This window comes from Aminobacter sp. P9b (genome assembly GCF_045345995.1).
GTDB classification, from domain to species: Bacteria; Pseudomonadota; Alphaproteobacteria; order Rhizobiales; family Rhizobiaceae; genus Aminobacter; species Aminobacter niigataensis.
In genome coordinates this window covers 898596-924561 of sequence record NZ_CP150082.1, presented here as the reverse complement: position 1 = coordinate 924561, position 25966 = coordinate 898596, and the positions used below count along the sequence as shown (strand labels likewise).

Annotated in this window: 23 protein-coding genes; 4 read left to right on the top strand and 19 right to left on the bottom strand. The window is 64.9% G+C overall.

Annotated features, from left to right (window positions below):
* Positions 1-64: 64 nt before the first annotated feature.
* Positions 65-1408 (bottom strand): putative bifunctional diguanylate cyclase/phosphodiesterase, encoded by a 1344-nt coding sequence (locus WHT83_RS04605; RefSeq protein ID WP_406873093.1) that lies wholly within the window; start codon positions 1406-1408, stop codon positions 65-67.
* A gap of 293 nt (positions 1409-1701) precedes the next feature.
* On the opposite strand from WHT83_RS04605, the gene gshB reads away from it, so the two are divergent.
* Positions 1702-2643, top strand: a complete 942-nt coding sequence (gshB, locus tag WHT83_RS04600) for a glutathione synthase (RefSeq protein WP_406873092.1) — start codon at positions 1702-1704, stop codon at positions 2641-2643.
* Between the two features lie 21 nt (positions 2644-2664).
* Here gshB and cml read toward each other — a convergent pair whose 3' ends face one another.
* Together cml and WHT83_RS04590 are read right to left on the bottom strand one after the other, a co-directional pair.
* Complete coding sequence (cml, locus tag WHT83_RS04595) at positions 2665-3849, bottom strand: CmlA/FloR family chloramphenicol efflux MFS transporter (RefSeq protein WP_406873091.1); 1185 nt, start codon at positions 3847-3849, stop codon at positions 2665-2667.
* Between the two features lie 237 nt (positions 3850-4086).
* Positions 4087-5148 (bottom strand): diguanylate cyclase domain-containing protein, encoded by a 1062-nt coding sequence (locus WHT83_RS04590; RefSeq protein WP_406873090.1) that lies wholly within the window; start codon positions 5146-5148, stop codon positions 4087-4089.
* A gap of 215 nt (positions 5149-5363) precedes the next feature.
* Here WHT83_RS04590 and WHT83_RS04585 point away from each other — a divergent pair, with 215 nt between their 5' ends.
* Positions 5364-6896 carry a YifB family Mg chelatase-like AAA ATPase gene (locus WHT83_RS04585; protein WP_406873089.1) on the top strand — a complete coding sequence of 511 codons (1533 nt, stop codon included), beginning with the start codon at positions 5364-5366 and terminating at the stop codon, positions 6894-6896.
* A 185-nt stretch (positions 6897-7081) separates the two neighbouring features.
* On the opposite strand, the gene WHT83_RS04580 is transcribed toward WHT83_RS04585, so the two are convergent.
* Positions 7082-7711: a transglutaminase-like cysteine peptidase gene (locus tag WHT83_RS04580; protein ID WP_108606099.1), complete on the bottom strand. Its 630-nt coding sequence runs from the start codon at positions 7709-7711 to the stop codon at positions 7082-7084.
* Between the two features lie 303 nt (positions 7712-8014).
* Entirely contained in the window at positions 8015-9286 is a 1272-nt protein-coding gene (locus WHT83_RS04575) for a polyhydroxyalkanoate depolymerase (RefSeq protein ID WP_406873088.1), read from the bottom strand.
* A 310-nt stretch (positions 9287-9596) separates the two neighbouring features.
* Here WHT83_RS04575 and WHT83_RS04570 point away from each other — a divergent pair, with 310 nt between their 5' ends.
* Positions 9597-10337 carry a metallophosphoesterase family protein gene (locus WHT83_RS04570; RefSeq protein WP_406873087.1) on the top strand — a complete coding sequence of 247 codons (741 nt, stop codon included), beginning with the start codon at positions 9597-9599 and terminating at the stop codon, positions 10335-10337.
* Between the two features lie 15 nt (positions 10338-10352).
* On the opposite strand, the gene WHT83_RS04565 is transcribed toward WHT83_RS04570, so the two are convergent.
* The 6 genes from WHT83_RS04565 to dnaK form a co-directional block, all read right to left on the bottom strand.
* Positions 10353-10640, bottom strand: a complete 288-nt coding sequence (locus tag WHT83_RS04565) for a DUF1330 domain-containing protein (protein WP_318763108.1) — start codon at positions 10638-10640, stop codon at positions 10353-10355.
* A 20-nt stretch (positions 10641-10660) separates the two neighbouring features.
* Positions 10661-11359 (bottom strand): orotidine-5'-phosphate decarboxylase, encoded by a 699-nt coding sequence (pyrF, locus tag WHT83_RS04560; protein WP_108606102.1) that lies wholly within the window; start codon positions 11357-11359, stop codon positions 10661-10663.
* Entirely contained in the window at positions 11356-11952 is a 597-nt protein-coding gene (locus WHT83_RS04555; RefSeq protein ID WP_108606103.1) for an NADPH-dependent FMN reductase, read from the bottom strand. The genes pyrF and WHT83_RS04555 overlap by 4 nt, the downstream gene beginning before the upstream one ends.
* A gap of 115 nt (positions 11953-12067) precedes the next feature.
* The gene (gene pmtA / locus WHT83_RS04550) at positions 12068-12673 is read right to left on the bottom strand and encodes a phospholipid N-methyltransferase PmtA (RefSeq protein ID WP_108606104.1); all 606 of its coding nucleotides are present in this window, start codon (positions 12671-12673) and stop codon (positions 12068-12070) included.
* A gap of 99 nt (positions 12674-12772) precedes the next feature.
* Positions 12773-13906, bottom strand: a complete 1134-nt coding sequence (gene dnaJ / locus WHT83_RS04545) for a molecular chaperone DnaJ (RefSeq protein WP_108606105.1) — start codon at positions 13904-13906, stop codon at positions 12773-12775.
* A 191-nt stretch (positions 13907-14097) separates the two neighbouring features.
* Complete coding sequence (gene dnaK / locus WHT83_RS04540; protein ID WP_108606106.1) at positions 14098-16014, bottom strand: molecular chaperone DnaK; 1917 nt, start codon at positions 16012-16014, stop codon at positions 14098-14100.
* Between the two features lie 214 nt (positions 16015-16228).
* Between dnaK and WHT83_RS04535 the strand changes: the two genes are divergently transcribed.
* Positions 16229-17341, top strand: coding sequence for a zinc metalloprotease HtpX (locus WHT83_RS04535; RefSeq protein ID WP_406873086.1), 1113 nt, complete (start codon positions 16229-16231; stop codon positions 17339-17341).
* 978 nt (positions 17342-18319) lie between these two features.
* Here the strand turns inward: WHT83_RS04535 and WHT83_RS04530 are convergent.
* From WHT83_RS04530 to rplT, 8 genes are all read right to left on the bottom strand, one after another.
* Positions 18320-19018, bottom strand: coding sequence for a spermidine synthase (locus WHT83_RS04530; protein WP_406873927.1), 699 nt, complete (start codon positions 19016-19018; stop codon positions 18320-18322).
* Between the two features lie 93 nt (positions 19019-19111).
* Positions 19112-20098 carry a Gfo/Idh/MocA family protein gene (locus tag WHT83_RS04525; RefSeq protein ID WP_406873085.1) on the bottom strand — a complete coding sequence of 329 codons (987 nt, stop codon included), beginning with the start codon at positions 20096-20098 and terminating at the stop codon, positions 19112-19114.
* A gap of 96 nt (positions 20099-20194) precedes the next feature.
* On the bottom strand, positions 20195-20773 hold the full coding sequence (locus WHT83_RS04520; protein WP_108609619.1) for a YceI family protein: 579 nt from the start codon (positions 20771-20773) through the stop codon (positions 20195-20197).
* A 69-nt stretch (positions 20774-20842) separates the two neighbouring features.
* Complete coding sequence (locus WHT83_RS04515; protein ID WP_406873084.1) at positions 20843-21421, bottom strand: cytochrome b; 579 nt, start codon at positions 21419-21421, stop codon at positions 20843-20845.
* Positions 21422-21518: 97 nt separating this feature from the next.
* Positions 21519-23924, bottom strand: a complete 2406-nt coding sequence (gene pheT, locus WHT83_RS04510) for a phenylalanine--tRNA ligase subunit beta (RefSeq protein WP_406873083.1) — start codon at positions 23922-23924, stop codon at positions 21519-21521.
* On the bottom strand, positions 23921-24352 hold the full coding sequence (locus tag WHT83_RS04505; protein ID WP_406873082.1) for an ASCH domain-containing protein: 432 nt from the start codon (positions 24350-24352) through the stop codon (positions 23921-23923). The genes pheT and WHT83_RS04505 overlap by 4 nt, the downstream gene beginning before the upstream one ends.
* Positions 24349-25434 (bottom strand): phenylalanine--tRNA ligase subunit alpha, encoded by a 1086-nt coding sequence (gene pheS, locus WHT83_RS04500; RefSeq protein WP_406873081.1) that lies wholly within the window; start codon positions 25432-25434, stop codon positions 24349-24351. Before pheS ends, WHT83_RS04505 begins: the two co-directional genes overlap by 4 nt.
* A gap of 114 nt (positions 25435-25548) precedes the next feature.
* A complete protein-coding gene (rplT, locus tag WHT83_RS04495) occupies positions 25549-25950 on the bottom strand; it encodes a 50S ribosomal protein L20 (protein WP_055981977.1) in 402 nt (133 codons plus the stop codon).
* Positions 25951-25966: the final 16 nt, after the last annotated feature.

Genomic DNA, 25966 nt, shown 5'->3' with positions numbered 1-25966 from the left:
GTGCGCAGGTGACCGGACGCGGCTATCGAAGGGGAAGCAACTGCGTCCTGGCGCTTGCCTTTGCTCAGATCGCCCGCGCGTAGGCCGCGCCGCGATGGGCTTCGCGGAGGTAGCCGAGCGTCGCGTCGGCATCTGTCGGGCGGCCGAACAGATAGCCCTGCCCGCCGGCACAGCCGAACTGCACCAGCCGCTCGGCTTGCGCTTCCATCTCGATGCCTTCGGCAACGACATCCATGCCGAGGCCCTCGCACATCGCCAGGATGGCGCGGATGATGTGTTCGGACGGCCGGTCCTCGAGGATCGAGGCGACGAAGGCGCGGTCGATCTTGAGCTTGTCGAAGCGGAATTCGCGCAGGCGGCCGAGCGACGACTGGCCGGTGCCGAAATCGTCGAGCGAGACGCGGATGCCGACGCGCCGAAGATCCTCGACGATCTTTTCGGCCGAGGCCGGATCGGTCATCAGGCCCGTTTCGGTGATCTCGATCTCGAGCCGGCGCGGGTCGAAGCCGGTGCGTTCGAGGATCGACAAGATGTGCAGGCCGGTGTTCTGGTCGACGAGCTGCGACGGCGACAGGTTGAACGACAGGAACATGTCCTTCGGCCAGCTGCGCGCCGCTTCCGCCGCCTTGCGCAGCACCAGCTGCGACAGCGGGCCGATGATGCCGCGTTCTTCGGCGATGGGAATGAAAACTGCCGGCGACACCGGTCCGAGGTCACGATCGGTCCAGCGGGCCAGCGCCTCGAAACCGATGGTGCGACGGCTGTTGAGATCGACGATCGGCTGGAAATGCGGAGCGACCTCACCGGCAGCGACGGCGCGGCGCAGCGCCTGCTCGATGCGGGTGACGCGCTTGGCCGCCTCTTCCATTTCGCGGGTGTAGACGACGACGCGGCCTCGGCCCGAGCGCTTGGCGTGGTAGAGCGCGGTCTCGGCCTTGCGCACCAGCGTCTCGGTGGTGTCGTCGCTGGAATGGAACAGCGAGCAGCCGACCGAGGCCGACAGGCGCGCGGTGCGCTCACCGACATCATAGGGCGCCGACAGGATCTCGATCAGCATGCGGGCCTTTTCGGCCGCGGCATCCTCGGAGAACACCAGCGGGTAGAGGAAGGCGAATTCGTCGGCGCCGATGCGCGCGACTGCCGAATAGCCATCGCAAGCAGCGCGCAGTCGCATCGCCACCTGGACCAGGATCTCGTCGCCGGCGCGATGGCCGAACAGGTCGTTGATCGGCTTGAAGCCGTCGAGATCGAGGATGCCGACGGTGAACGGTGCCGGGTCCTCGGCGCGGTCGCCGATCAGGCGCTCGACCTTGTCGAAGAAACGGCGTTGGTTTCCGAGGCCGGTCAAGGCGTCGGTGAAGGCCAGATCCGCCGTATCCCTGTCCGAATAGCTCGCGCCGAGTGACATACCTAGTCTCTGTTCTTCCAATGATTGCAATCGTTGCAGGACACTGGCAGCAAAGCGTTTAGGAATTGTATTCAATCCGTCATTTGCGAAACCGGTTTCAATCCCTGCCGGTTGCCCCGGTCCGCCAAAGTTGCGCGGAGCGCTTGCAAGGCCGCATCAGGCGATTGCGCAGTGCCAAGACGCCGCCCTGCCATTGCATAAGACGGCCAAATTGCTACATCCTCGTCACCAGGCGTGCGGCCGGTTCCGCTTGTCCGCGCCATCACCATCGACCAGTTGCGCCGGAGACCTCCATGCCGCTCAAGATCGCCGTCCAGATGGACCATATCTCCACCGTCAACATCGCCGGCGACACGTCGTTCGCGCTGTCGCTGGAGGCGCAGCGTCGCGGCCACGAACTCTTCCACTACACGCCCGACCGGCTGTCGATGCGCGACGGCAAGGTCTTTGCCCGCATCGAGAAGCTCGAAGTGCGCGACATCAAGGGCGACCACTTCGCCCTTGGCGAGCCCGTACGTACCGACCTGTCGGAGATGGACGTGATCCTGCTGCGCCAGGATCCGCCCTTCGACATGAACTACATCACCACCACCCACATCCTCGAGCGCATCCACCCGAAGACGCTGGTCGTCAACGACCCGGCCTGGGTGCGCAATAGCCCCGAAAAGATCTTCGTCACTGAATTCGCCGACCTGATGCCGGAGACGCTGATCACCAAGGATCCGGCTGAAGTCACCGCCTTCCGCAAGGAGTTCGGCGACATCATCGTCAAGCCGCTCTACGGCAATGGCGGCGCCGGCATCTTCCATTTGCACGAGGCCGACCGCAACCTGTCGTCGCTGCTCGAAATGTTCGGTCAGATGTTCCGCGAGCCCTACATCGTCCAGCGCTACCTCAAGGACGTGCGCAAGGGCGACAAGCGCATCATCCTGATCGACGGCGAGCCCGTCGGCGCCATCAACCGCGTGCCGGCTGAACACGATGCGCGCTCCAACATGCATGCCGGCGGCCGTGCCGAGAAGACCGAGCTGACCGAGCGCGAACGCGAGATCTGCGCCCGCATCGGCCCGTCGCTGCGCGAACGCGGCTTCATCCTCGTCGGCATCGACGTCATCGGCGACTACATGACCGAAATCAACGTGACCTCGCCGACCGGCATCCGCGAGGTCAAGAAATTCGGCGGCGCCGACATCGCGGCTTTGTTCTGGGACGCAGTGGAGAAGAAGCGGGCCTGAGCGGCCCGCCTCCACTTTTCGCTAACGTCGTCCGAGCAGCCAGAGGCCGCCAAGGGTGACTACCGGCATGATCGTGCAGTAGGCGACGAGCGGCCAGGCCGTATCGCCGCCGAGCACGACCACCGCCAGCGTGCCGATCAGGCCGACGATCAGGCTCTGGACGCAGAAGTAGAGCGCCACGGCGGTGCCCGCGGCATCGCCGAATGCCTCGAGCGCGCCATTCGCCGTCACCGAGCCGGCGAAGACGATGCCAACTGAAATCACCCACATCGGGACGACGAAGGTCAGCAACGACGGTTCGGCGAACAGCTGCCCGACCGTGAGCAGCACTGCCCCAAGCAGAAGCAGGACCATGCCGCGCGCGAGGCTGCCGGCAATGCCCCAGTGCGCCACGAACAGTCTGGCGAAACGTGTGGTGACGATCATCGCCACCGCCGCCGTGGCGAAGGCCATGCTGAAGCCTAGCTGGGAATAGCCGGCCCCCTCGATGAGCACGCGCGGCGCCGTCGAGAAGAAGACGAAGAACGCGCCCATCGCCGCGCTGAAGCCAAGCGTGTAGACCCAGAAGGTCGGACTTTTCAGGATTTTTCGGAACACCGGCCGCGACCGCACGGTATCGGGCCGTGTCTCGTGCCAGCGCGGCAGCGCATTCAGCACGGCACCGACGGCAAGAATGCCGAGGCTCAAGAAGATCGCCCGCCAGCCCAGGCCATGGGCAATCAGCGCCCCGGCGATCGGGCCGAGTGCCGGCACGCAGGCCAGCATGGCACTGAACAGGCCATAGATGACGGTGCCTTCCGGCCGCTCGGCATAGACGTCGCGCACAGTGGCGAAGGTGGCGACAAGGGCAGCCGACGCACCCAGCGCCTGGAGCACGCGCAAGCCGACAAAGATCGCCGCGGACGATGTGCCGGCGAGCAGGAACGAGGCTGCCGCAAACAGGACCGCGCCACCGATCAGCACCGGCCGGCGGCCGATCCGGTCGGAGACCGGGCCGAAGACGACCTGGCCGAGGCCGAGCACGATCATGTAGAGGCTCAGCGTCAGCTGGACGATGTCCGGCGTCGTGCCGAGGATGGCCGGCATCTCCGGCACGACCGGCAGGTAGATGTCCATGGCCAGCGAGGCCAGGATGTCGAAGGGCGCCATCAGCAGCAGCGCCGCGGGGAGGGAATGGCCCCACGTGGAAAAGTTTCGATTGGGCATGACAATGCATCCGCTCAAATGAATTTCATCTGGCGGCGATCTGCCACTTCGCTTGTCTAGGGAAATGAGAGGGCAGGGCGCCGCAACAACGTCTCGGTGTTGTTGCGGCTTATCTGTCTGCGGACTCGACTGTGCCCATGTTCATGTCGCGAATGCTCGCCTTGATCTTTTGGTTGCCATACCAGCATGGCTTGCCCGGAACAAGCCTGGTCGGTGGCCTGTGATGCCGGTCAACGCCTACGCGGCGCGATGGCCGCGCAGGCCGGCGGTATCGCCCGGCCTGAAGATGCGGAACGTGTTGCGCCCGGCCGCCTTGGCCCGATAGAGCGCGGTATCCGCCCTGACCAGCAGTTCCGACGGCGTACAGGCCTCGAACAGCGCGATACCGACGGACCCGCCGAGCCTGAGCGGGGTGCCGCAGTGATCTATCGGCTGGCCGAGCCTTTCGATGATTGCAAGCGCAAGCGCCGAAATCGCCTGCAGGTCGAGGTTCGGCCCCGACAGCACGGCAAATTCGTCGCCGCCGATGCGCGAAACGAGTTGCGCGCCGCTACAGGCGCTCTCGAGCCGCCGGCCCACCTCTCTGAGGCACTCGTCGCCGACGACATGGCCGAAGGTATCGTTGATCTGCTTGAAGCCGTCGAGGTCGAGCAGAAGCAGCGCGCCGGGGGCGGGGTGCTCGGCACACAGCTCGGTCCATGCCGCCAGCTTCGACTGGAACTGGCTGCGATTGGCAAGCCCGGTCATGACGTCGATCTCGGCGAGATAGCGCGTCTGGTCGGCGAGTATCTTCTCTTCGGTGATGTCCTGCTTCAGGCCGAAGATGCGCACGGCGACGCCGTCCTCGCACTCGACGCATGCGGTGATGCGGATCCAGCGGCGATTGCCCTTGGCCGTGATGATCTCGGCGTCCAGGCAGAAGCCGGTGCGCTCCGCGATCGCCTGGCTGCGCCTGACATGGAGCTCCGCCGCCGACTCCGGCGTATAGCACGTGACGATTTCCTGGCGTTCGAGCGCCGACCCGCGCGGTAGATCGAAGATGTCGTAGACGACGTCGGTCCATACCAGCGCCTGGTCGGCGAGGTTGCATTGCCAGACGCCGATGCGGGCGGCTGCCGAGGACCTGTCGAAGATCTTCTGGCTGTGTGCAAGCGAGGCGGCCTGCTCGCGGATCAGCGTCGCCTGCGCCGCCAGACGCGCCTCGAGTTCCGCGATCCTGGCCGCGCCGCGGCGCGAAAGGGCGCCCGGCCGTCCGACTTTTCGCATAGGCAGCCTGTGGCGCATGGCGAGGTCGATCACCTTCTCTTTGATGCGCCTTATATTCGCACACAAGCATTTAAGATTCCCTATCCGGCGCCCGGCACCGCGCGCTTTACCGGCATTCGAGTGAGCGCAAGCAACTGCCACCGATGTTCTTTAAATGTTCTTGCATCAGCATGTGATCTATGCTTGTCTTTCAAGAAATCGTCCGCGACCTGATCGTGCGTTTAGGGCAGCCGGGCGGAGGGGGCAGCATGGTTTCGCGCGTGCGCACTGTTGCATTCCAGGGCATAGAGGCGGTTCCCGTCGACGTGCAGGTGATGGTCGCGCCGGGGAAGGTCGGCATGCAGATCGTCGGCCTGCCCGACAAGGCGGTGGCCGAAAGCCGCGAACGTGTGCAGGCGGCGCTGCATGCCTCGGGTCTGTCGATGCCGGCCAAGAAGGTCACCGTCAATCTCGCACCCGCCGACCTGCCCAAGGAGGGCAGCCACTACGATCTTCCCATCGCGCTCGGCCTGATGGCAGCACTTGGTGCGTTGCCGGGCGACGCGCTCGCCGCCTATGTCGTGCTCGGCGAACTGTCGCTCGACGGCACGATCTCGGCGGTTGCGGGTGCGCTGCCGGCGGCCATCGGCGCCAATGCCGAGGGCAAGGGGCTGATCTGCCCGGCGGCCAGCGGGCCGGAAGCCGCCTGGGCCGGCGCCAGCATCGACATCCTGGCGCCGCGCAGCCTGATTGCGATTGCCAACCATTTTCGCGGCACGCAGGTGCTTTCGCGGCCCGAAGCCGGCATCCGCGCGCCGGCCACCGGCATCGCGGATCTTGCCGACGTCAAGGGCCAGGAAAGCGCCAGGCGCGCGCTCGAGGTGGCAGCGGCCGGCGGCCACAACCTGCTGTTCGTCGGTCCTCCCGGTGCCGGCAAGTCGATGCTGGCGGCGCGCCTGCCCTCCATCCTGCCGCCGCTTTCGCCCAAGGAACTGCTCGAAGTCTCGATGATCGCCTCGGTCGCCGGCGAACTGGCCGAGGGCAAGCTCACGGACCGGCGGCCATTCCGTGCGCCGCACCATTCCGCCTCGATGGCGGCGATGGTCGGCGGCGGCTTGCGGGCGCGGCCCGGCGAGGTGTCGCTCGCCCATCACGGCGTGCTGTTTCTCGACGAATTCCCCGAGTTTTCGCCGCAGGTGCTCGATTCGCTGCGCCAGCCGCTCGAAACCGGCGAATGCATGATCGCCCGGGTCAACCACCGCATCACCTATCCGGCACGGATCCAGCTGGTCGCGGCGATGAACCCGTGCCGCTGCGGCATGGCCGGCGAGCCCGGCTACCGATGCCTGCGCGGCACGCGCTGCCAGTCCGACTATCAGGCGCGTATCTCCGGCCCGCTGCTCGATCGCATCGACCTGCGCATCGAGGTGCCCTCGGTTTCCGCCACCGACCTGATCCGCGCCGGCAAAGCGGAGGCGAGCGCCGATGTCGCCGCCCGCGTCGCCCGGGCTCGCACGGTCCAGCGCGAACGGCTGGAGCGCCACGGCGTCACCGGCGCCACCACCAATGCGCAATGTTCCGCCGGCCTGATCGAGGATATCGCCATACCCGATGCCGCCGGGCTCGCGCTGCTGCGCGACGCCAGCGAAAAGCTCGGCTTTTCCGCCCGTGCCTATCACCGGGTGCTCAAGGTGGCGCGGACGCTGGCCGATCTCGACGCCAGCGAGACGGTCGGCCGCATCCATCTCGCCGAGGCGATTTCCTACCGCATCAGCTCGGAACGCATGGCGCAGGCGGCGTAGAGTTGGGCCGTCGCCCGAAGTGATTTGCTTGGTGCGCGGGAGCAGGTGGGCGCCGGCCTGCACCGATCGCCGCCGGCTGGCGCATGGCGCAAGGGTCGTCCCTGGATAGGACAGGCTCGGTTGCTGAGAGCACGCTGGGCTGCGTCGGGTTCGGTGACGCTGCGGCTGAAGGGGTATTCGACCTATTACTTGACCGAGCCGACCATCGTCGCCTGGCCTTCGCGGATCGAAACCCAGCGGCCGGTGTTCTCGCTCGACTGGCGCTTGAGATAACGATAGCCGGTCTCGTCCCACTGACGCACGGTGTCCGTCAGGTTGTCGAGCACGAAGTCGCCCTTGGAGGTGCGCACGGTCAGCACCGCATGGCCCTCGCCGTCAGGCTTGCGCACGACGGTGATCAGCAGGTTCGCCAGCGAAACGCCTTCCTGGCTCAGCATGCGGCGTTTTTCGAGCACATAGTCCTCGCAGTCGCCCTCACCATTGGCCGGATAGATCCAGACCTCGTCGCGGCCGTAGATGTCGATATCGTTCATCGGCTTGATCGCCGCGTTGGTGGCGACGTTGACTGCCACCATCTTGCGCCACAGGGCGCCGGTCATCTGCTCGGGACCGGTGTCGCGCTGCTTGATCGAGCATTCCCTGGGGTTGAGGCGGCAGAAATCGTAGTGACCGATCGGCTGCGAGGTCAGCCCGCCGGTGACCATCGGCTGCGACGCCGCCAAGGCCGCGCCGGCAGACAGGACAACGCCCGCCACCAGCCCCAAAAACACACCGGCACGCCCCGCCGCGCACCGCACGCCTGCTGCGGAAATCATCTGCCCCGCTCGCCCCTTTACATCGTTAATAAAACGTTAAGGTCGAGGGCGGCCTGGAGTCAATGAAACCTCGCGGCAGATTGCAGACATGGTTACCGCGGGTGCTGCGCCGCGACTATTGTGCAACAGGACGCGCCGCGCCGGCGCACACGCCGGCAAACGGCTTTCGGCATGCGCGCTATGCGGATTCAAAGAGTTAGGGCGTCCCTTGCCTATCCAGGCGGCGCCACAATGCAGCAAGGCCCGGCGGTTGGCGCCGGGCCTTGCTGTGGATAAGACGGGTTGGCGACTGGCGGCCTGAAATCAGGCCTTGCGCACCAGCTGCGGCTTGGCCGGCTTGCGTGCGGAGGCACCGTAGCTGGTCATGAAGTCGACGATGCGCGGCACGATCTCGGCGCGGAAGCGCGAGCCGTTGAAGACACCGTAGTGGCCGACAGCCGGCTGCATGTAGTGCGCCTTCATGTCCGCGGGGATGTTGCTGCACAGGTCGTGCGCGGCCTGGGTCTGGCCGAGGCCGGAAATGTCGTCATTCTCGCCCTCGACGGTGAACAGCGCGACATTGCGGATCGCCGAGGTGTCGACCGGCTGGCCGCGGTGGGTCATCTCGCCCTTGGGCAAGGCGTGGCGCACGAACACGGTGTCGACCGTCTGGAGATAGAACTCGGCGGTCAGGTCCATCACCGCGAGATATTCGTCGTAGAAGTCGCGGTGCTTCTCCGCGCTGTCGCCGTCGTTCTTCACCAGGTGCATGAAGAAGTCCTTGTGGGCGATGATGTGGCGGTCGAGGTTCATGGTCATGAAGCCCGACAGCTGCAGGAAGCCCGGATAGACGTCGCGGGCAAAGCCGGGTGCAGGCCATGGCACCTGCATGATGACGTTGTCGCGGAACCACTCGATGCTCTTCTTCTCGGCGAGTTCGTTGACTGCGGTCGGGTTGCGCCGGGTGTCGATCGGCCCGCCCATCAGCGTCATGCTCGAAGGCACGAAGCGATCGCCGCGCGCTTCCATCACCGCCACCGCCGCCAGCACCGGAACCGAAGGCTGGCATACCGCCATCACGTGGGTGTCCGGCCCGAGCGCATGGAACATGTCGATGACGTAATCGATGTAGTCGTCGAGGTCGAACTTGCCCTCGGTCACCGGCACCATGCGGGCGTCAGTCCAGTCGGTGATGTAGACGTCGGCATGCGGCAGCATCGCCTCGACCGTGCCGCGCAACAGCGTGGCGTAGTGGCCCGACATCGGCGCGACGATCAGCAGCTTGGGATCGGGCCGGCGTCCAGCGGGCAGGTCGCGTTCGAAACGGATCAGGTTGCAGAACGGCCGCGACCAGGCGACCTTCTCGGTCACCGCCACCGGCTGCCAGTCGACCACCGTCTTGTCGAGGCCGAACTGCGGCTTGCCATAGCGGCGGGTGGTGCGTTCGAACAGTTCGGCCATCGCCGCCACGGAGCGGCCGAGCGGCATGTGCGAAAATGGATTGAGCGGGTTGGAATAGAACAGTTTGACCGCATCCGCATAGGCGCGCGCCGGCTGCAGCGCGGCGTGGGTCGATTCATAGAGCTGGTAAAACATGATGTCCTCATACGGCCATTCGGGGAGGCGAGCCGGCCGGAGGCCCGTCATGCAATGCAGCGAAAGGTAGCAAACATCTGCTGCGATGCAATATGCGACTTGGTGCGAAACAGGGTCATCCTTTAGTCCAAGCTGTTGAAAAAGCGTTTCCATCGCGGCCGCCGGCTTACAAATGCCATGCCTTGACATTGTGCACCGCCGAAAGATGGCGTGGGAACGGGCAGTTGGGGTACCACGCAGTCAACCGAGCGCTTGTCGATCGACGCCGGCTTGCACTAGCGTCGGTGTCGGCACGGAAATCGGGGGTTCAATGCGAATTGCTGCAATCGCTGATGTTCACGGAAACGCGCTGGCGCTCGAGGCGGTCCTGGCCCACATACGGGCCTCCGCACCCGACCTCATCGTCAATCTCGGCGATCTTGTCTCGGGGCCTTTCGATCCGGCCCGCAGTGCCGACATGCAGATTGCCCTCGAATGCCCCACGATTGCCGGGAACCACGAGCGCCAATTGCTCCAAGGCGGCACGGGCCTGTCGGATGCCTTTGCGAGCCCCCGCCTGACCGGCGCGCATTTCGAATGGATGGCAAGCCTGCCAGGGACACTCGAACTCGCGGATGGACAGGTCTTTGCCTGCCATGGAAGCCCAGCGGGCGGCGATCTGGAATATCTTCTCGAGGACGTCAGTTCCGGCCGCCCGATGCTGGATGCGGAGGAAGCCATCCTTCCCAGGCTTGCAGGGATCGCCAAGGCGCGCCTGGTCCTGTGCGCCCACACCCATATTCCACGCATCGCTTCCGCCGGTAGCATCCTAATCGTCAACCCTGGCAGTGTCGGCATGCCGGGATATCGCGACACGACGCCCGTCCCGCATGTGATGGAGGCCGGGGCTCCCCACGCGCGATATGCAATCGTCGAAAGCCTTGCCGACGGGTGGGCGGCAGAACTGCGAGCCGTACCCTATGATTTCGAGGCCGCCCCGCGCCAGGCCGAGCAGGCCGGCCGGAATGCCGTCGCCTATTCCGTCCGCACCGGCCGCATGCCTCCGGCATAGCGGCAGGCGTAGCGGTCAGACGCCTTCGACCAGCATGATCTCGCCATCGGCGAATTGCTGGCGGATCGATTTCGCGTGCTGGTACTCAGCCGAGAAATAGCAGTTGCGCGCGTCCTCCATCGAAGCGAACTCGATGATGACGTTGCGGGCGCGGCCGGGGCCTTCCACGGCTTCATGAGCGCCGCCGCGCGCGATGAACTTGGCGCCGAAGCGTTCGAAGGCCGGCTTCGCGGCAGCCACGTAGCCCTTGTAACCCTCGGGGTCGCGCACGTCGACGCGTGCAATCCAGTAAGCCTTGGTCATCAATTCCTCCCCGAAAATGCTCAGGCCTGTGCCATCTCTTCCAGGATAGCCTGGGCGGCAGCCCGCCTGTCAACCGCGCCGACGATCGGCCGGGCGACGACGAGATGGCTGGAGCCGTTGCGGATGGCGTCGGCAGGGGTAACGACGCGCTTCTGGTCGCCATGGTCGCTGCCCGCCGGGCGGATGCCGGGGGTGACGACCGCCATGTTTGGGCCGACGATGCGACGCACCGCGGACGCCTCGCTGGCCGAGCAGACGATGCCGCCCATGCCCGCCTTGAGCGCCTGCTCGGCACGGCGCAGCACCAGCGTGTGCGGGTCGTACTCGTAGCCCGCGTCGATCATGTCCTTTTCGTCCATCGAGGTCAGCACGGTGACCGCCAGCAGGCGCAGGTCGCTGCCCCTGGCCGCTTCCACCGCTGCCTTCATCGCCTTGGGGTAAGCATGCAGCGTCAGCATCGCCATGCCCATCTTGACGATGTTCTCGACGCCCTTGGCCACCGTGTTGTCGATGTCGAGCAGCTTCATGTCGAGGAACACCTTCTTGCCGTCGCTGGCAAGCTCTCGGGCGAAGTCGAGACCGCCGGCAAAGGCCAGCTGGTAGCCGATTTTGAAGAAGGTGGCGGTGCCGTCGAGGTCGCGGACCACCTGTTCGGCGTCCTTCACACTGGGCACGTCGAGCCCGACGATCAGCCGGTCGCGCATTGCTTCGATCTTCATGGCTCGGTCCTCGTTGACAGCAGTATCGCCCGCTGGATCAGTTCGCGGCACAGCCGCTCCATGCCCTTGCGCAGGCGTTCTTCGCGGAAATCGCCGTTCTCGTCGAAGGCCTGGCCGCCATGCGGCACCGAAACCTGCGGCGAGATCACGTCCATCTGGATGTGCGACAGCACGGAACGCAGATGGGTGGCGCTGCGGATGCCGGCGAAATGGCCGTCGGACGACGAGCAGATGGCCACCAGCTTGTCGGGGTAGGGCCGAAGCCGCGTGGTGCCGTCGCGGCTGACACGGCTGACCCAGTCGATGGCGTTCTTGAGCAGCGGCGGCATCGAGCCGTTATATTCAGGCGTGGCGATCAGCACGGCGTCATGCATGTCGATCAGGCGGGCGAGCTTCACGGCGTTTTCGGGTACGCCTTCGTGCTCCTCGAGATCCTCGTTCATCAGTGGCAGCTCATAGTCGGCCAGCGAGATGCGGGTCACGTCGGCGCCCTGCAGCGCCAGTTCCTTCTGGGCGCAGTCGGCAGTCCGGCCGCTATAGGCGCCCGTCCTGGTCGAACCGGCGAAGACGAGGATCCTGGGGATTATCGGCATCAACCATCCTGCTGCGCGTGTCCAGGCGCGCGCTCAGTCTCATGGCTGCGGGTATAGAGCAAATCGGGCAAACGTGAAGCGGTTTTCGACCCGGATTTGCGCCGGAAAGGCAAGGTCAGTGCTTGCCGCGGCGATAGACCCAAAGCTGCGTCGGCGGGATGTTGCGGATGACGAAGTCGAAATGCTCGACCGTGTAGTTGCCCAGCCCCGGCGGGATCGGCGACTTCGGCCCGTAGGTGAGCTGGATCACCGGACGGCCGGCGGGAATGCGCTTGAGCAGGCCTTCGAGATAGGCGACGCGGCTGGCAACGGGAAAGTTGAGCAGCGGCACGCCCGAGATGACCGAATCGAAGACCAGCCCGCTCTTGTCGCCGAGCGTGGCATCAAGCGCGAAGGCGTCGCCCTCGATGACGTTGACGCCGGGAAAGTTGCGGCGCAGGTGCTGGACGAAATCGGCGGAGTATTCGACCGTGTAGAGGTCTTCCGGCTTCACGCCGTGGGCCAGGATCGCCTTGGTGATGACGCCGGTGCCGGGACCGACTTCGAGGACCGGCAGGCCTGATTTGGTGTCGATGACCGAGGCCATGCGCTTTGCGGTGAACGAGCTCGTCGGCACGATCGAGCCTACGGCTTTCGGCTTGTCGATCCAGCCCTTGAAGAACTTCAACTCGTCGTCGAACTTGGCCGCAAGGGTTTTGCGCAATCCGGAACCGCGTGGCATCACTTTGATCTCCTCACCCCTGCTGCCGGAGAAATAACAGCAAAGTGGCTCAAGGCAAGCGGAAAGCTGGCTCAATTTACGTTACGGCAGAAACAATTCTCACTTGTCCCCGAAGGACTCGAAAAAGTCCTTCATGCGCGAGAAGAAGCCGCTCGATTGCGGCGAATTCTCGGTCGAGGACAGCTTTTCGAATTCTTCGAGCAGTTCGCGCTGGCGCCGCGTCAGGCTCTGCGGTGTCTCGACCGCTGTCTGGATGTAGAGATCGCCGATTTGCGGCTGGCGCAAAATCGGCATGCCCTTGCCCTTGAGCCGGAACTGGCGGCCGTTCTGGGTGCCTTCAGGCACCTTCACCCGCGTCTGGGTACCGTCGAGCGTCGCCACCTCGAACGAGCCACCAAGGGCTGCCGTCGTCATCGAGATCGGCACCTTGCAATAGAGGTCGGCGCCGTCGCGCTGGAAGAACTCATGCGGCTTGACCGACAGGAAGATGTAGAGGTCGCCCGACGGGCCGCCGCGCAGGCCGGCTTCGCCCTCATTGGCAAGACGGATGCGGGTGCCGTCCTCGATGCCCGAGGGAATATTGACCGACAGCGAACGCTCTTCGGTGACGCGGCCCTGGCCGGCGCACTTGCCGCACGGGTCCTTGATGGTCTGGCCGCGGCCCTGACACTGCGGGCAGGTGCGTTCGATCGAGAAGAAGCCCTGGCTGGCGCGCACCTTGCCGTGGCCGGCGCACATCGAGCAGGTTACCGGCTGGGTGCCCGGCTTGGCGCCGGAGCCGGCGCATTCGGTGCACAGGATCGACGTCGGCACGCGGATTTGCGCGGTCTTGCCGGCAAAGGCCTCCTCGAGCGTGATCTCCATGTTGTAGCGCAGGTCGGCGCCGCGCTCGCGACCGTTTGAGGAGCGACGCCGGCCGCCGCCCATCATGTCGCCGAAGATGTCCTCGAAGATGTCGGCAAAGCCGCCCGAACCGAAACCGCCGCCGCCGCCATTGCCCATGCCGCCATTCTCGAAGGCGGCGTGGCCGAAGCGGTCATAGGCGGCGCGCTTCTGCGGGTCCTTCAGCGTCTCGTAGGCTTCGTTGATTTCCTTGAACTTGTGCTCGCAGGCATCGTCGCCGGGATTGCGGTCGGGATGGAACTGCATGGCGAGCTTGCGGAAGGCCGACTTCAGCTCCTTCTCGTCAGCGCCCTTCTGGACGCCCAGCGTTTCGTAGAAATCAGCTTTCATATCTTCCCGCTGCCGGTTGCCCAATGTCTTGTGGCATTGTTTGCCGGTGTTCTGGCGACAGGCTTCGATTTAGTGAGCCTGAGGCCGCGATGCCAGAGTTTGCGCGGCTTTCGCCGCACTTTTTCGCTTCAGGTTGCAAAAAAGCCCGGCCAAACCGCCGGGCTTTCTTGTCAGAGCCTCGAAATGGGCACTTAAGCCGACTTCTTCTTGTCGTCGTTGTCGTCGATTTCCTCGAAATCGGCGTCGACGACGTCGCTGTCCTTGGCCGCGTCAGCCGCGGCATCGGATTCAGCCGCTTCCTTCTGCGACGCCTCGTACATCGCCTGGCCGAGCTTCATCGAAGCTTCGGCAAGCGTCTGCGACTTGGCATTGATCGCCTCGACGTCGTCGCTTTCGGTGGCGGTCCTGAGGGCCGTGATCGCATCGGAAATCGCGGTGCGGTCGGCCTCGGTGACCTTGTCGCCATAGTCCTTGAGCGACTTTTCGCTGCTGTTCAGCAGGCTTTCGGCCTGGTTGCGTGCCTCGACCAGCGCACGGCGCTTCTTGTCGGCGTCGGCATTCACCTCGGCGTCCTTGACCATCTTGTCGATGTCGGCGTCCGACAGGCCGCCAGATGCCTGGATGCGGATCTGGTGTTCCTTGCCGGTGCCCTTGTCCTTGGCCGAGACGTTGACGATGCCGTTGGCGTCGATGTCGAAGGTCACTTCGATCTGCGGCACGCCGCGCGGTGCGGGCGGAATGCCAACGAGGTCGAACTGGCCGAGCATCTTGTTGTCCTGCGCCATTTCACGCTCGCCCTGGAAGACGCGGATGGTCACCGCCGACTGAGAATCCTCAGCCGTCGAGAAAACCTGGCTCTTCTTGGTCGGGATCGTGGTGTTGCGCTCGATCAGGCGGGTGAACACGCCACCCAGCGTCTCGATGCCGAGCGACAGCGGGGTCACGTCGAGCAGCAGCACGTCCTTGACGTCGCCCTGCAGCACACCGGCCTGGATGGCGGCACCAAGAGCAACCACCTCATCGGGGTTGACGCCCTTGTGCGGCTCCTTGCCGAAGAACTGCTTCACGATCTCCTGGATCTTGGGCATGCGGGTCATGCCGCCGACCAGGACCACTTCGTCGATCTCGCCAGCCTTGAGGCCGGCATCCTTGAGCGCAGCCTTGCACGGCTCGATCGTGCGCTGGACGAGGTCGTCGACCAGCTGCTCGAACTTGGCGCGCGACAGCTTCAGCGTCAGGTGCTTCGGACCGGTCGCGTCAGCGGTGATGAAGGGCAGGTTGATTTCGGTCTGGGTCGTCGACGACAGCTCGATCTTGGCCTTTTCGGCAGCTTCCTTGAGGCGCTGCAGGGCCAGCTTGTCGTTCTTCAGGTCGATGCCCTGTTCCTTCTTGAACTCGGCCGCCAGGTACTCGACCAGGCGCATGTCGAAGTCTTCGCCGCCGAGGAAGGTGTCGCCGTTGGTCGACTTGACCTCGAACACGCCGTCGCCGATTTCGAGAACCGAGATATCGAAGGTGCCGCCGCCAAGGTCATAGACCGCAATGGTCTTGCCTTCGGTCTTGTCGAGACCATAGGCCAGCGCTGCCGCGGTCGGCTCGTTGATGATGCGCAGCACTTCGAGGCCGGCGATCTTGCCGGCGTCCTTGGTGGCCTGGCGCTGGGCGTCGTTGAAATAGGCCGGAACGGTGATGACGGCCTTTTCGACCTTCTCGCCGAGATAGGCTTCCGCCGTTTCCTTCATCTTCTGCAGGATCATTGCCGAGATCTGGCTGGGCGACTGCTTCTTGCCGCCGGCCTCGACCCAGGCGTCGCCATTGTCGCCATTGACGATCTCGTAGGGGACAAGCTTCTTGTCCTTCGCAGTGACCGGATCGTCATAGCGGCGGCCGATCAGGCGCTTGACCGCAAAGACGGTGTTTTCAGGATTGGTGACCGCCTGGCGCTTCGCCGGCTGGCCGACGAGACGCTCGCCGTCACCGCTGAAGGCGACGATGGAAGGGGTCGTGCGCGCGCCTTCCGCGTTCTCGATGACTTTCGCGTCCTTGCCGTCCATGACGGCGACGCAGGAATTGGTCGTTCCCAGGTCGATGCCGATAACTTTTGCCATTTTAAAGTCTTCTCTCCGCTAAGCAGGCTCTCTGGACCCATAAAGGCGTTCCGACGAAAGCCCCTGTTCACTCAGAATGCCGCTCCGGATACCGGTTTTCCGGGCCGAAGCGGTGTTGCGGCGTATATAAGAACAGGCTTCTGGCAGCGCAAGCGTTCTGCAAATTTCATGCGCGGGACTCGGCAAAAGCCTGTGGCAAGCTCATATTTGGGGTATGAGCGAACCGCATTCCATCAACCTATTCGAGCATCGGCGCAACCGCACGCTGAATATGCTGCAAACCTGGCTGCTCGGGGCCGGCAGCCTGTTGCTGCTCGGCATCACGGCATGGGCCTTCGCCGGCAGCACGGGCCTGCTTTATGCGCTGATCTTCGGTGCCGTCTCGATGTGGGCGGTGCGGCGCATCAGCCCGCAGATGGTGCTGTCCATGTACAAGGCGCGTCAGGTCGGCGCGGCCGACTTTCCCGCCGGCTTCCGTATCGTCGAGGAGCTCGCCCGACGGGCCGAGCTACCGGCAGTCCCCAAGCTCTACGTCATCCCGTCCAAGATGATGAACGCGTTTGCCGTCGGCCGCCGCGACGATGCGGCCATCGCCGTCACGGACGCGCTCGCCCGCAACCTCACCCCGCGCGAGCTGGCCGGCGTCCTGGCCCACGAAATCAGCCACATCGCCCATGAGGACGTGAAGGTGATGGCCTTTGCCGACATGGTGTCGCGCTTCACCTCGTTCATGTCGACGGTCGGCCTGTTTTCGCTGTTCTTCAACCTGTTCGGCTTTGCCGGCGGTTTCCGCGCCCAGGTGCCGTGGCTGGCGGTGCTGGTGCTGCTGGCAGCCCCCACCGTCGGCGGCCTGCTGCAGATGGCGCTGTCGCGCACCCGCGAATTCGATGCCGACCTTGGCGCAGCAGCCTTGACCGGCGATCCCGATGGGCTGGCCTCGGCGCTGACCAAGCTCGAACGCGCGCAAGGCAAGCTGTGGGAAAACATCATCCTGCCCAGCGGCCGCATTCCCGACCCTTCGGTTCTGCGCAGCCACCCGCTGACCGCCGACCGCGTCGCCCGGCTGCGGGCGCTGAAGGGGGCGGAGGTCGCCGATGAACTTGCCGTCGCCGGCGCACCGGACCTGCCGCGCGCGCCACGGCCCTCGATGATCCCGAAGATCCGTGCGCATCCCGGCACTTACCTGCCGCATGGCGCGCGCGGCTTCATCAACGCGGCCAACAGCGACTTCGCCGACGACACCCGGCCGGCCAGCGACATATCGATCAACCCGCCCGATGGCGGGCGCCCGCGCATCCGGGTGACGCGAGGCGGGGTGTGGTGGTGATTTTGGTGCCGGGGGCGGGGAGAGAATTCCACCGTTTTTGCGTTTTTTGAACATTAATCGCCACGCGGGAAGTCTTGCAACATCTCCTCAGTCGCGATCCTTCGCACCCCCCTCTGGCCTGCCGGCCATCTCCCCCACAAGGAGGGAGATTAATCTCGTCGCCGGCGGCGCTCGTCCTGCAACGTCGCAAGGATAAGCCTTGCGATGTTGGCGATTAGCTGCGGCGCCGATGACGGCGTGATCTCCCTCCTTGTGGGGGAGATGGCCGGCAGGCCAGAGGGGGGTGCGAAGGATCGCGACGCGGAAGATTTGCTTCGTAAGGCAAGAGCGGCTGTCACCATCTGTCAGCAACCCGCGTGGATAGCCGCTCCCGCTTTTCCACACCCCTATCCACCTCCCGTATCCTCATCCTCGCGATCTTCCACGGGACCCCGGTGCGCACCGGGCAGCGGGGGGAAGCGCCGGTGCCGGGCTGGCAGGAGGTCGGATCTCTTGCTGGGTGATGAGCCCCCAAGTCCGGGCCTTGCGGCGGCTGGCGGTGAAAGCCGAGGCGACTGAGCGGGGCAAGAACACCGGGCGGGGCGCGAACGTCGCGCCACATACTAATTATCGGAAGGCACGGCCTCGCGCCCCGCTTCCCGAACCACCTCATCCTGAGCTTGTCGAAGGATGACAATGGCCAGACCGGCAACGGGGCGTGGCAAGGCGAGCACCTGCCTTCCCCTTGTGGGGTGAGGAGTGGTGGCCGAAGGCCAGGAAAAGCCAACGATTTGGCTTTTCCAACGACGAACGCCCGGAGCCATAGCGGAGGGCCGGGTGGTGGCCGAGCGAAGCGAGGTCGGATGAGGGGTGTTGGAAGGAATGAGAGGGTGGAGAAATGGATGTCGTCGGGAGGTTCGGAAGTGTGGCACTCCGTCCAGAACCCCTCATCCGCCCCTTCGGGGCACCTTCTCCCACAAGGGGAGAAGAAATGTCGAGCTACCTCCGGCCCTTCGCCTTGGGAGCTCCGCCGCTAGCGGCGACCCAGACGACATGGCGGGCCCCGCCGCCCCTGGTGCTGGCCCGGACCTTGACCTCGTCGACGACGAAACCGCTCTCGTGCAAGCGCCGCGAAAACGACTTGTCCGGCCCTTGCGACCAGACCGTCAGCACGCCGCCCGGCTTCAGCGCGGTCTTCGCCGCATGCAGGCCGGCATAGTTGTAGAGGCTGTCATTGGCGTCGCGCGACAGGCCTTCGGGGCCGTTGTCGACATCGAGCAGGATGGCATCATACGCACCGGCGCCATCGCGGATCAGGCGACCGACATCGCCCTCCAGGATCTCGACGCGCGGGTCGTCGAGGCAGCCACCGAATACCTCGGCCATCGGCCCGCGCGCCCAGGCGATCACCTCGGGCACCAGTTCGGCGACGACGATGCGGGCGTCCCTGCCGAGCAAGGCGAGCGCGGCGCGCAGGGTGAAGCCCATGCCGAGCCCGCCGATCAGGATCGTCGGCTTCGAACGGCCGCCGATGCGGTCGCAGGCCAGTTTCGCCAGCGCTTCCTCGGAGCCGCTCAGGCGGCTGTTCATCAGCTCGTTACTGCCGAGCATGATCGAGAACTCGGTGCCGCGCTGCTTGAGGCGCAGTTCGCCACCACCGGGAATCTTCGCGGTATCGAGTACGGTCCAGGGAATCATCGCCAAAAGCTCGTCGAACAACAGGTCATGCCGGGCTCCCTAGCACACGGCCCGCCCTTGGTCACATCTCGACAAGCATACCGGATCCGGTGACTACACAGCCTCCCATCCGTCATGCTCGCCGGCGCGGAAGATGGCGTCGATGACCTTCTGGTTGAGCACCGACTCCTCCAGCGAAAAGACATGGTCGGAACCGCCTTGTGCTGCGCGCACGAAGGCCTCGACCTCGAGCCGGTACTGCTTGGCGCCGGAGAAATGGAACACCGTCGTTTCATTGTGGCCGGCATTGTGCAACTCGACGCGCTCCTGCTCGTAGAGCCCGGCATTGAAGGGGGAGCGCACCTCGATGAAGCCCTTGTCGCCGTGGAAGACCATCAGCTGGCGGTTGGCAAGCTGGGTCGAGAGATAAAAGGACAGCTCGAAGTCGCCAAAGTCGGCGCGTACGCTGGAATAGATGTCGGTGCCGAAATTCGGGTCGCGCTCGATGCTGGCCTGGACGCGCAGCGGCTCCTTGCCGGTCGAAAACCGCGTCGACACGGTCGGATAGACGCCGATGTCGGGCAAGGCGCCGCCGCCGAGGTCGAGCTGGTTGCGCATGTTGTTGGGATCGACGTTGAAATAGGAAAACGCGCCCTGGACATGCCTCAGCCTGCCGATGGCGCCCGACGCGATCAGGTCGCGCACCTTGAGCCATTGCGGATGGTAGGTGACCATGAAGGCTTCGGAGACGATGACCTTGTTGCGGTTGCGGATCTCGATCAGCGGCGCGATGTCGGCCGCGTTCAGCGCCAGCGGCTTTTCGACCAGCACATGCTTGCCGGCCTCGGCGGCCTTCGCCGCCCATTCGAGATGCTGGGAAGTCGGCAGCGGAATGTAGACGCCGTCGACTGCGTCCGAAGCGAGCAGCTCGTCATAGGAGCCGAAGGCATGGGGTGCGCCGAAACGGTCGGCCAGCGCGCGGGCCTTGGCGACATCACGGCTGGCGATCGCAGCGACCACGCCGTTGGTGGAATCGGCGATCGCCGGCAGCAGCTGCTCGCGGCCGATCTTGGCTGTCGAAAGTACGCCCCAGCGAAACATCTGACCTCTCCCGAAATGGACTGCGCGCCAGCCCGGCCGCGTGGCCGAGCTTGGCGGAAGCAGCAGCGAAATGCCAGAGGTTTCAGGCGGCGGCGCTCAGCCGCGGCGGCCGCTGAACTCCATGTCGAAGGCGACGATGTTGGAATAGATCGGCGTGCCGACATCCATCTGGTAGCGCGACCGGAACACCTTGCCGCTGACATGAAAGCGGATCTGCCCACCCTTCATGCCCTGCAGCTCGACGGCGAACTTTTCGGAGAAGGTGTGGCCGCGCGCCGTCAGTTGTCCGGTGATGACGGCCGAATTGTCGCCGGTGCGCTGCACCGACGTCGAGCGGAAGGTGATCTGGCGCGAATTGGCGACGTCGAAGACAGCGTCCGACTTCAGGAAGGCATCGATGCGACCCTGGCCGGTGCCGACGCTGTCGGGGAAGATGGTCAGGTCGACGCGCGAACGGCCGATGTCGCCGCCATCGATGCGGATCGTGCCCTTGAACTGGCCGAAGGCGCCGTTCAGCCCGCCGCCGCCGATCTTGCCGATGGCAAAGCGGATGCTCGAACCGTTGTTGGAAATGGCATACCGGCCGGCGGCATCCGACAGCGCCACCGCCGAGGCGGTGCTGTCGACCAGGCCGAAGGCAACGAGGGCTGCTACGCCAAGAACACGCAAAGACATGTCACCATACTCCCTGAGGGCACGGCCCATATGAGCCGCGCACCGAGACCAACGAATCGGCCTCGGCTGCTATTCCGGCTTTCGCGCCCGTCTTGCGATAAGGGGCGAAATCATCCTGACCAACACGACATCGCGCAGCCAGAAATGGTGTCTCAGCGCCGCGAGAATGTGCAACACGACCAATGCGATGGCGGCATAGGCAAGCCATTTGTGACCGAAGATCCAGAAGTCCTCGGCCTGCTCGGAGATGCCGAGCGGCAGATGCGGCATGACGAAGAGATTGAACGGAACGGATGGGATTTCGAGCACCGAGACGGAAACCAGCACCCAACCCGACAACGGCACCACAAGCTGCGCCGCATAGAGCAGGAAGTGCACCGAGGGAGCCGCCAGCCGCTCCAGCGGCCCGACCTCTTCGGGCAGTTCCGGAGTCAGATTGGCGAGCCGCCAGCCGATGCGGATCAACACCAGCCCGAGCAGCAGGAAGCCGAAGGATTTGTGCAGCTGGATCAGCTCAAAGGCGGTGCGCTGGCTGACAATGCGGACCATCGTCCAGCCCAGCGCGAACTGGCCGATGAAGATCAGCCCGATCAGCCAATGAAGGATGATGGCGGCCCAGCCGTAGCGGGTTGTCGTGTTGCGCAGCATCGCTGGCTTCAACGTGCGGGACGGGCGAATGTTTCCCGGCAACGAGAAAGGCCGGGCGCGAGGCCCGGCCTTTTGTTCGTATTTGGCTACCCGGAGGTCAGCTGCGCAGCGCGCCGCCGGTCTGCTTCTTGACGTTCTCGACGATACGGGCCGCGAGCGCCTCGAAATCCTGGTCGGTCAGCGTCTTTTCGACCGGCTGGATCGACACCTCGATGGCCACCGACTTCTTGCCTTCGCCGAGCGACGCGCCTTCGAAGATGTCGAACACCGACACAGCAGTGATCAGCTTCTTGTCGGCAGCGAGTGCCGCGCGGGTCAGGGTCCCGGCCTCGACGGCCTTGTCGACGACGAAGGCGAAGTCGCGCTTGACCGCCTGGAAGGCCGACAGATCGAGCCTCGGCTTGGTCTTGGTCGGCTTTGCCTTCGGTTCGGGCACGGCATCGACGTAGACCTCGAAGCCGCAGAGCGGACCCGACACGTCGAGGCCTTCGAGCGTCCTCGGATGGAACTCGCCGAAGGTGCCGAGCACGACCTTGGGGCCGAGCTTGATGACGCCGGAACGGCCAGGGTGATACCACTCGGGCGCGCCGGTTTCGATCTGCAGCCGGTCGACGGGCGCGCCGCAGGCTTCGAGCGCGGCGATGGCATCGGCCTTGGCGTCGAACACGCCGACATTGCCCGCATTGCCCGACCAGCTACGGCCCGAACCCTCGAGCTTGGCGGTGCCGCGGCGGACGCCGGCGGCGACGCGACGCTGGCCGTCTGCCGTGTCGCTCTCATAGGTGCCCGAGACTTCGAAGAGCGCGACGTCGCCGACGCCACGGTCGGCATTGCGCTGGGCAGCCGCGATCAGGCCGGGCAGCAGCGAGGGCCGCATGTCGGACATGTCCGCTGCAATCGGGTTCGACAGCTTGAGGCTTTGCTGGCCGCCGCCGAACAGCTCGGCGTGCTTCGCCGGGATGAACGACCAGGTGACGGCCTCCATCATGCCGCGCACGGCGAGCGCGCGCCGCGCCGAACGGGTGCGTATCTGCAGCGTGGTTAGGATCTTGCCGTTGACGGCGTCATGGGCGCTCAGCGGCTGCGGCGCGATGTTGTCGACGCCGTGGATGCGCATGACCTCTTCGACGAGGTCGGCCTTGCCGTCGACATCGGGGCGCCAGGACGGCACGGTGACATCGACGACGTCGCCGCTGCCGTTCACGCCGAAGCCGAGGCGGGTGAGGATATCGAGGCTTTCGGCCTTCGGCACCTCGATGCCGGTCAGGCGCTTGATCTCCGAGAGCGGCAAGGAAACGACCTTGGCCTTGTGGCCGGCATAGCCGACAACATCGGTCTTCGTCGGCTGGCCGCCGCAGAGCTCCAGCACCAGCTTCGTCGCCAGCTCGACGCCGGGAACCATGAATTCAGGGTCGACGCCACGCTCGAAGCGGTAGCGCGCATCGGTGATGATGCCGAGCGTGCGGCCGGTGCGGGCCGTGGTGATCGGGTCCCAAAGCGCCGATTCGATCAGCACGTCGGTGGTGTTCTCATCGCAGCCGGAATGCTCGCCGCCCATGATACCGGCAATCGACTCGACGCCGTTGTCGTCAGCGATGACACACATCTCGGTGGTCGGGGCATATTCGCGGCCGTCGAGCGCCATGACCTTGTCGCCCTCGCGGCCACGGCGGACGACCAGATTGCCGGCGACCTTCCTGGCGTCGAAGACGTGCAGCGGGCGGCCGCGGTCGAAGGTGACGTAGTTGGTGATGTCGACCAGCGCGTTGATGGGGCGGAGGCCGATGGCGAGCAGGCGCTGCTGCATCCACTTGGGCGAGGGGCCGTTCTTGACGCCGCGCACAAGGCGCAGCGCGAAGCCGGGGCAGAGCTCGGGCGCCTCGATCGTCACCTTGACCGGGCATTCGCCTTCGCCTGCGACCGGCGCGACATCGCCGCCCTTGAGCGTGCCGAGGCCGGAAGCTGCTAGGTCGCGGGCGATGCCGTGGACGCTGGTGGCGTCGGGGCGGTTGGGCGTCAGGTTGATCTCGATCATCGGATCGTCGAGATGGGCATAGGCGGCGAAGGATGTACCCACGGGTGCATCGGCCGGCAGGTCGATGATGCCATTGTGCTCGTCCGACAGCTCGAGTTCGCGCTCGGAACACATCATGCCGTGGCTTTCGACGCCTCGTATCTTGCCGATCGAAAGCGTCACATCGATGCCCGGCACGTAGGCGCCGGGGGCGGCGAAGGCGCCGACTAGGCCGGCGCGCGCATTGGGCGCGCCGCAGACGACCTGGACCGGCTTGCCGTCGCCGGTGTCGACGGTCAGCACTTGCAGCTTGTCGGCGTCAGGATGACGCTCAGCCGTCAGCACTTTGGCGATGACGAAGGGCTTGAGGGCCGCCTTGTCGTCGACGGATTCGACTTCGAGGCCGATCGAGGTCAGCCGCTCGACGATCTGGTCAAGCGTGGCGTCGGTGTCGAGATGATCCTTGAGCCAGGAGAGGGTGAATTTCATGGGTTCACTCGTTTCGTGTCGTTGCGGTCGAGCACTTCCACCAAGCGGAACCGCTCACAAACCAAAATCATGTCAGGCGCATAACCGCCATTGCGGGCGAAATAGGCCTCGTGGGCCTCTCGCCAATAGTCGTAGGACAGGTCGCCCTCGCCTTCCGCGGCGGCAAAGGCGGCATCGACCTCGTCGAAGCGCTTGTGCTCGACCGATATCGTCTCGATGACCGCAGCGCGCCGGCCCTGGCCATCGAGCACGACATCGCGGCGGCCGACCTCGGGCACCGGCTCGGCGCCGCCAAAATCGCGCAAGGCACCGCAGGTCGCGGTCTTCTTGCCCGACAGCACCAACGCCAGAAGCTCGTCGGCGAGCTCCGGGCTGTCGCCGAAGGCGAAGGTCACCGCACCGGCATATCGGTCGGCGGCGTCGATCATGCGCTCAGGCCACCGAACAAGGTCGGCATGTCGAGCGGCCTAAAGCCGTAATGCTGCAGCCAGCGGACATCGGCGTCGAAGAAGGCGCGCAGGTCGGGCATGCCGTATTTCAGCATGGCGATGCGATCGATGCCCATGCCCCAGGCGAAGCCCTGGTATTCGTCGGGATCAAGGCCGCCATGGCGCAGCACGTTCGGATGGACCATGCCGCAGCCGAGGATCTCCATCCAGTCGTTGCCCTCGCCGAAGCGCACTTCGCCGGGACGCGAGCGGTCGCACTGGATGTCGACCTCGAGGCTCGGCTCGGTGAACGGGAAGAAGGACGGGCGGAAGCGCATCTTGACGCTGGGCACCTCGAAGAACGCCTTGCAGAACTCCTCCAGCACCCACTTCATGTTGGCGATGTTGGCGGTCTTGTCGATCACCAGGCCCTCGACCTGATGGAACATCGGCGAGTGAGTGGCGTCCGAATCCTGGCGATAGGTCTTGCCCGGGATGACGATGCGGATCGGCGGCTTCTGCGTCTCCATGGTGCGGATCTGCACCGGCGAGGTGTGGGTGCGCAGAAGCTTGCGCTCGCCATTCTGGTCGGGCGGGAAGAAGAAGGTGTCGTGCATCTCGCGCGCCGGATGCCCCTCGGGGAAGTTCAGCGCGGTGAAATTGTAGTGGTCGGTCTCGACATCGGGACCTTCGGCGATGGCGAAGCCGAGATCGCCGAAGATCGCCGCGATCTCGTCAATGACCTGGCTGATCGGGTGGATACGGCCGCGCTCGGCTGGCGACTGGCGCACCGGCAAGGTGACGTCGACCTTTTCGGCGATCAGGCGTGCATTGATGGCAACGTCGCGCAGCTCGCTCTTGCGGGCGGACAGCGCATCGGTGACGCGGTTCTTGAGGCCGTTGATCGCCGGGCCCTTGGTCTGGCGCTCTTCGGAGCTCATCGCGCCGAGGGTCTTCAGCATCTCCGAGACCGAGCCCTTCTTGCCGAGGGCTGCGACGCGCACCGCCTCGATCGCCTGCTCGTCGGCGGCGGAAGCGATGTCGCTCAGCAGCGACTGTTCGAGAGTTTCAAGATCGCTCATGGTCCAGTTCCGTTGCGGCCCTAACGGCCCTTCGTTGCTGCAAAGAAAAACCCGCGCCAGCCGTGCCAGCGCGGGTTTCCCAAATCAAGTCAGTGATGCTTGGGAAGGCGCTGGTTAAGCAACAGCGCTTTCAAAAGCATTCGGGGTGGTGTTCTTGAGGTACTCAAGAGCAACCTTGGCCTTGGCCACGAGCGCGGCGAATGCCTGCGGCTCATGGATGGCCATGTCGGAGAGGATCTTGCGATCGATCTCGATGTTGGCCTTGTTCAGGCCGTCGATGAAGCGGCCGTAGGTCAGGCCGTGCTCGCGAACCGCGGCGTTGATGCGCTGGACCCACAGGGCGCGGAAGTTGCGCTTGCGGTTCTTGCGGTCGCGGTAAGCGTACTGCTTCGACTTTTCCACCGCCTGCTTGGCAATGCGGATGGTGTTCTTGCGGCGGCCGTAGAAGCCCTTGGCAGCCTGCAGAACCTTCTTGTGCTTGGCGTGGGCGGTTACGCCCCTTTTTACACGTGCCATGTCATGATCTCCTTAA

What these genes read in the sequence shown, in the direction of transcription:
- pmtA (WP_108606104.1), bottom strand. Translation starts at nt 12,673, where the DNA reads ATGCCACGCGGTTCCGGATTGCGCAAAACCCTTGCGGCCAAGTTCGAC.
- pheT (WP_406873083.1), bottom strand. Translation starts at nt 23,924, where the DNA reads ATGAAATTCACCCTCTCCTGGCTCAAGGATCATCTCGACACCGACGCC.
- WHT83_RS04605 (WP_406873093.1), bottom strand. Translation starts at nt 1,408, where the DNA reads ATGTCACTCGGCGCGAGCTATTCGGACAGGGATACGGCGGATCTGGCC.
- WHT83_RS04575 (WP_406873088.1), bottom strand. Translation starts at nt 9,286, where the DNA reads ATGTTTTACCAGCTCTATGAATCGACCCACGCCGCGCTGCAGCCGGCG.
- WHT83_RS04505 (WP_406873082.1), bottom strand. Translation starts at nt 24,352, where the DNA reads ATGATCGACGCCGCCGACCGATATGCCGGTGCGGTGACCTTCGCCTTC.
- WHT83_RS04535 (WP_406873086.1), top strand. Translation starts at nt 16,229, where the DNA reads ATGAGCGAACCGCATTCCATCAACCTATTCGAGCATCGGCGCAACCGC.
- WHT83_RS04525 (WP_406873085.1), bottom strand. Translation starts at nt 20,098, where the DNA reads ATGTTTCGCTGGGGCGTACTTTCGACAGCCAAGATCGGCCGCGAGCAG.
- pyrF (WP_108606102.1), bottom strand. Translation starts at nt 11,359, where the DNA reads ATGAAGATCGAAGCAATGCGCGACCGGCTGATCGTCGGGCTCGACGTG.
- dnaJ (WP_108606105.1), bottom strand. Translation starts at nt 13,906, where the DNA reads ATGAAAGCTGATTTCTACGAAACGCTGGGCGTCCAGAAGGGCGCTGAC.
- WHT83_RS04585 (WP_406873089.1), top strand. Translation starts at nt 5,364, where the DNA reads ATGGTTTCGCGCGTGCGCACTGTTGCATTCCAGGGCATAGAGGCGGTT.
- rplT (WP_055981977.1), bottom strand. Translation starts at nt 25,950, where the DNA reads ATGGCACGTGTAAAAAGGGGCGTAACCGCCCACGCCAAGCACAAGAAG.
- gshB (WP_406873092.1), top strand. Translation starts at nt 1,702, where the DNA reads ATGCCGCTCAAGATCGCCGTCCAGATGGACCATATCTCCACCGTCAAC.
- dnaK (WP_108606106.1), bottom strand. Translation starts at nt 16,014, where the DNA reads ATGGCAAAAGTTATCGGCATCGACCTGGGAACGACCAATTCCTGCGTC.
- WHT83_RS04580 (WP_108606099.1), bottom strand. Translation starts at nt 7,711, where the DNA reads ATGATTTCCGCAGCAGGCGTGCGGTGCGCGGCGGGGCGTGCCGGTGTG.
- WHT83_RS04555 (WP_108606103.1), bottom strand. Translation starts at nt 11,952, where the DNA reads ATGCCGATAATCCCCAGGATCCTCGTCTTCGCCGGTTCGACCAGGACG.
- WHT83_RS04515 (WP_406873084.1), bottom strand. Translation starts at nt 21,421, where the DNA reads ATGCTGCGCAACACGACAACCCGCTACGGCTGGGCCGCCATCATCCTT.
- WHT83_RS04565 (WP_318763108.1), bottom strand. Translation starts at nt 10,640, where the DNA reads ATGACCAAGGCTTACTGGATTGCACGCGTCGACGTGCGCGACCCCGAG.
- WHT83_RS04570 (WP_406873087.1), top strand. Translation starts at nt 9,597, where the DNA reads ATGCGAATTGCTGCAATCGCTGATGTTCACGGAAACGCGCTGGCGCTC.
- pheS (WP_406873081.1), bottom strand. Translation starts at nt 25,434, where the DNA reads ATGAGCGATCTTGAAACTCTCGAACAGTCGCTGCTGAGCGACATCGCT.
- cml (WP_406873091.1), bottom strand. Translation starts at nt 3,849, where the DNA reads ATGCCCAATCGAAACTTTTCCACGTGGGGCCATTCCCTCCCCGCGGCG.
- WHT83_RS04520 (WP_108609619.1), bottom strand. Translation starts at nt 20,773, where the DNA reads ATGTCTTTGCGTGTTCTTGGCGTAGCAGCCCTCGTTGCCTTCGGCCTG.
- WHT83_RS04530 (WP_406873927.1), bottom strand. Translation starts at nt 19,018, where the DNA reads ATGATTCCCTGGACCGTACTCGATACCGCGAAGATTCCCGGTGGTGGC.